This is a genomic window from Phytobacter sp. V91, from assembly GCF_965644225.1.
GTDB lineage: Bacteria > Pseudomonadota > Gammaproteobacteria > Enterobacterales > Enterobacteriaceae > CBFFRJ01.
Window position 1 is genome coordinate 1 of sequence record NZ_CBFFRJ010000226.1, and the last position, 3981, is coordinate 3981.

At 39.7% G+C, this 3981-nt stretch carries 6 protein-coding genes; 3 read left to right on the forward strand and 3 right to left on the reverse strand.

Annotated elements, in window-relative coordinates:
- Positions 1-153: 153 nt before the first annotated feature.
- Complete coding sequence (locus tag ACSZO4_RS24930) at positions 154-300, reverse strand: hypothetical protein (protein ID WP_437891783.1); 147 nt, start codon at positions 298-300, stop codon at positions 154-156.
- Positions 301-411: 111 nt separating this feature from the next.
- Positions 412-1740, reverse strand: a complete 1329-nt coding sequence (locus ACSZO4_RS24935; protein WP_437891784.1) for a MobA/MobL family protein — start codon at positions 1738-1740, stop codon at positions 412-414.
- Between the two features lie 522 nt (positions 1741-2262).
- Between ACSZO4_RS24935 and ACSZO4_RS24940 the strand changes: the two genes are divergently transcribed.
- The 3 genes from ACSZO4_RS24940 to ACSZO4_RS24950 all read left to right on the forward strand — a co-directional run bounded on the left by ACSZO4_RS24940 (position 2263) and on the right by ACSZO4_RS24950 (position 3693).
- Complete coding sequence (locus ACSZO4_RS24940) at positions 2263-2814, forward strand: hypothetical protein (protein WP_437891785.1); 552 nt, start codon at positions 2263-2265, stop codon at positions 2812-2814.
- Between the two features lie 62 nt (positions 2815-2876).
- On the forward strand, positions 2877-3332 hold the full coding sequence (traD, locus tag ACSZO4_RS24945) for a conjugal transfer protein TraD (protein WP_437891786.1): 456 nt from the start codon (positions 2877-2879) through the stop codon (positions 3330-3332).
- A gap of 79 nt (positions 3333-3411) precedes the next feature.
- Entirely contained in the window at positions 3412-3693 is a 282-nt protein-coding gene (locus tag ACSZO4_RS24950) for a hypothetical protein (RefSeq protein ID WP_437891787.1), read from the forward strand.
- 18 nt (positions 3694-3711) lie between these two features.
- Here the strand turns inward: ACSZO4_RS24950 and ACSZO4_RS24955 are convergent.
- Positions 3712-3981 (reverse strand): YegP family protein (locus ACSZO4_RS24955; protein WP_437891788.1); only part of this gene is annotated, 270 nt, incomplete at its 5' end.

Genomic DNA, 3981 nt, shown 5'->3' on the forward strand with positions numbered 1-3981 from the left:
GTCTGCTGTACAGATGAAGCAGGCTCAAAGAACCCTTCATCAACATTCTTTTTGTATTTACCGTAAAGGTGTGTCGCCGCTGCTGCGGAGCAGTTGATAACCATCATATCGATAATCCCTCATCATTAGGGTTAGAGAAAAATTTATTTTTCATTACAAATCTCCATGATTGAGGAAAATCAGTCCATGTACAACATACTTCTTCTCGGCAGCGTCGAGGTGTTTACGCAGCTTGTCAGCCTCTTTCCATAAAACGACTTCTAACGATTCGGTTTTGATTTCCTGGGGTTTTCTAGCCATTACGGTCATTTTCCAGATACGGACGATTAACCTATTTTGCCTTAAAGTTCCTGTTGTTACGAGCTTATCAATGGATTTTTAATCCCTGAATTTTGACTGCTTGAATAAAAATCACCCATCTTTGCGCTTACCCGAACCAAAGCGAAATTTAGGGAAGGTGAAACCTTTTGATTTTGTGGCAACTTTGTTTTCCTTTGGTAAAGGTGGAAAGGCAACGGATGGGCTTGTTTTGTCTGGTCCTTGTTTTTTCTCAGGCTCATGGTTGTAGTTAGCGTCCGGAGGTACGGAAACGTCTACTGATTTACTGGTAGTCCCCATCGCCTCCCACTGCCTGCGGGTGATCTTCAATTTAGTAACTGGGTCAATCATGATCTCATCGAGCGAAGTATCCGTTAGGATATTTGCCTCTTGCAGAGGATCGATAGCAGGTGGTGCAGCTACGGTAGTTATAGCGGGTTCTGGTACGACTTTCTCACAAGGACGCTTAACCAACTCTCTCATAAAACTTTTAATAAAATCATATAGCTTATGTAGATTGACCTTACGCTTGCGCCTTAATAGCGTTGTTTTTTCTGTTTTTGGCGCAACACCATAGTAAAGGGACATATTCTTTTGCTTCACTTCAACAGGCTTAAAGCGGCGTTTTCTTTCCGGAACAACCAGTGTAGGCTGTTGTGGCGCTGGTTTTGCTTTCATACGTTCAATACGGAATGTGTTGATGTTGATGGTAATGAGATGGCTCACATCACTGTTAAACAACTGCCTGAAATCGTTAGCAGCCTGTTTCGTCTGTGCCGCCTGCGCTTGCTCTGCGGCACGTAATGCTTTCGCTCTTTTAGTGTGCCATGAATGGCGGTTGATTCGTGTCATTGCAGGGCGGTTAAGTTCAACAGCCTTTGCCAGTTGTTCATTAGCGATATCCTGTCTTCCTGTTTCTTGTGCTGCCTTCGCAAGGGCAATGGCTTCTTCACGCTGCGCTGAAAGGGAACGGTGATCCATGCGATTCGCAGAACCGGTACGTTCCAGAGCACGGTTAGACATTCTGGCCCATGACGCACGCCACTCGTCCATTAAACTGTGCTCATTCCAGCTTCTGTTCTTGTTGCCAAAACCCTGTGGTGTTATCTCACGCAAAGTAAGCATGACGTGAGCATGGGGATTATGACCGTCAAGGTCATGAAAAGAGATATCGGCAATCATTCCTTTACTGACAAAATTACGTTTGCAGTAGTTTTTAACTAACGCTATTTTAGCATCGTTATCCAGTTCAACAGGAATAGCGATATCAAAATAACGTGAGAGCTGGACATCTTTACGTTTTTCTATTTTCTCAATTTCGTTCCACAACACAGCCGAGTTTTCCACGACATTTAAAGGTGTATGTTCTGGTCCAAGAATGCAGTGATGGAACAGGTCGGAACGATATGAATAATCGTACACGTCTCCTGTTCTCACGTCTTCTATTCTTTCTCATGCGTTATATGCGGCAAGATAGCAGGAAGATTTTCCTGCGGATCTTTTTAGCATACTAAACGATAAAATGAAATATTGCCATATTACATAAATACTCCTGTTGGTTTTAATTTGTTTTAAAGGTGTTGACCTTTGCTGCTTTTAGTTTTTCGCAAGAAAAACTCTGGTGTTGACTTTAAGGCCCCGCCAGGCCCACACGTTGCGAAGCAATGTATAAGTGGGCATTGTATTTATTTTTTATTCAGCTTGCGCCGAATCAAAATAAAACAATGGTAAGGATTTACTCTGGTGTAAGCGCCGAATGAAGAGGCGCGTAAGCTTTGGGGTAAAGGGATATAAATCAATGTGGGATGTTTTTTTTGCTTATGTTAATAATATAACCCGGAATTTAAATCTTGTAAAATTTGCAAAACAAAAAATATATGTTAATTCATTTTTAGCGTCGAATAAAGAGACGCTTTAATGTTAAATTAATCACAGGGAAAGGGAATGAGTAAAATAATAGACATAAAGAACAGTAAAAATGGAATGTATGATATCGAATCGAAATGGTTTTTTATTAACTGCAATGGAAATGACGCAGAAATTAACATCCAGTTGAACGATATTAAAGTTGATAGCGAATTCAGAACCATCAGAGAAAAATATCAGTCAGGATCTTACGCAGAAAGTGGAAACACATCAACCAGAACACTTGCCGGAAGGTACGGTAACGCCATATCTTCGCTTAAAAGAAGCATTATGCAGGAGTTAGTGATCGTCGTAACAGGTCTTTTTCTGCATTATTTCGAGATAGATTCAACCTATGCCACAGCAAAATCAGAGATTGAGGGATTATTTGGCTTTTCAGTTAAGCGGGAGGTGATTTTATCCTCATTTTCAACAAGAGGAAGACTGGCGAATAATAAAAGCCAATGGTTTTATATGGAACAGGATGAAAAACAGATCCTGTTTACGGTATTCATGGCTGTTATTGACGCAGGCAGAGTTTACAAAAGTATTAAAAATCGCCTTGATATACTGGTATCGGCAACGAAATAACAAAGAGATATATCTCTTTGCTTATATGAACCATTTAATTTAAAACATAACAGGAGAAAAATATGAAGCAAAAAGATTTAAGTCAGTTGCTGGCATCAGCACAACAGGAACTGAACAGATTAACAACGGCTCAAAAAGTATTAACGAGAAAAGAAAAAACACACCGTAAAATTGTCTTAGGTGGTGAGGTGGCAAAGTACATGGGGCTTGATATTGAACAGGATATTTTGGTTGGATTTCTTATGACTTTCGCCACGGCAACGAAAACAGATTTAGAACGCTACATAAGTAACGGGGCCAGAGCCAGACAAAATGAAAATCTTCGAAAAGAACAGAAAAATAAAAATTCAGTCAAAAAGTCTGAGCCGGGAAAAAATGATCACCCACTGCATTCTACCGAAGATCTCTCAGAAATCGAGTTGTCAGAAAAATGTGATCATGTTGAAAGTAAAACGACTGTGAAGGTTAATAATTTTAACTCGATGTTGGAGCGCAGACTTGGGAAGAAAAAGGAATGATATTGATAATCTGTCTATAATTAATAACATCAGTGATAATGAGGTGATTTCGTCAGCCATAGAAAATGTATCATTCTTTATGTATACCATACTCGCCGATTGTTTTCCAGAAATGGCGACGGCAGAATGTGAACGTATTTTTTATGAAGAGTTGAAAACAGATATTATTGCTTTTGTTGTGGGTTACAGACAGGATCTCAACAGAGGAAATGGATTGAGCATAGATCAAACAATTGTTATCCGGGCTTATACAGAACAACGATTTTTTGAAAAGTTATCGAAAGCACTGGAAAGATGTAAGGCAGATAAGATGGTTAACGGAATTAAGAAAAAAATAGAAAAGACAGACCATAAATTGTAGATCTGTCTTTAAGCAGGTTTACAACGTGTTATCTTTGGTTATGCCAGAAACACCATTACTTTTTACTGATGCAATACCTGTTTCACGTGATTGAGTACTGGCATACATCTGACTTGTGCCAATAACCTGATGGTTAGCAGCTTTGAGATTAAAAAAACATTTGCCATTTGAGGACACTTTTTTCTCATAGCGTTCATCGAGAGGGCTGTTTGCCTGAACTGATGCAATGCCGTTTTCTGCTGCACCTTTCGTTGTGTAAAGTTCACTGGTAAGAATGGTCTCCCCATT

Excerpts from the sequence above, each read along its gene's own strand:
- ACSZO4_RS24930 (WP_437891783.1), bottom strand. The coding sequence starts at position 300 with ATGGCTAGAAAACCCCAGGAAATCAAAACCGAATCGTTAGAAGTCGTT.
- ACSZO4_RS24940 (WP_437891785.1), top strand. The coding sequence starts at position 2,263 with ATGAGTAAAATAATAGACATAAAGAACAGTAAAAATGGAATGTATGAT.
- traD (WP_437891786.1), top strand. The coding sequence starts at position 2,877 with ATGAAGCAAAAAGATTTAAGTCAGTTGCTGGCATCAGCACAACAGGAA.
- ACSZO4_RS24950 (WP_437891787.1), top strand. The coding sequence starts at position 3,412 with ATGTATACCATACTCGCCGATTGTTTTCCAGAAATGGCGACGGCAGAA.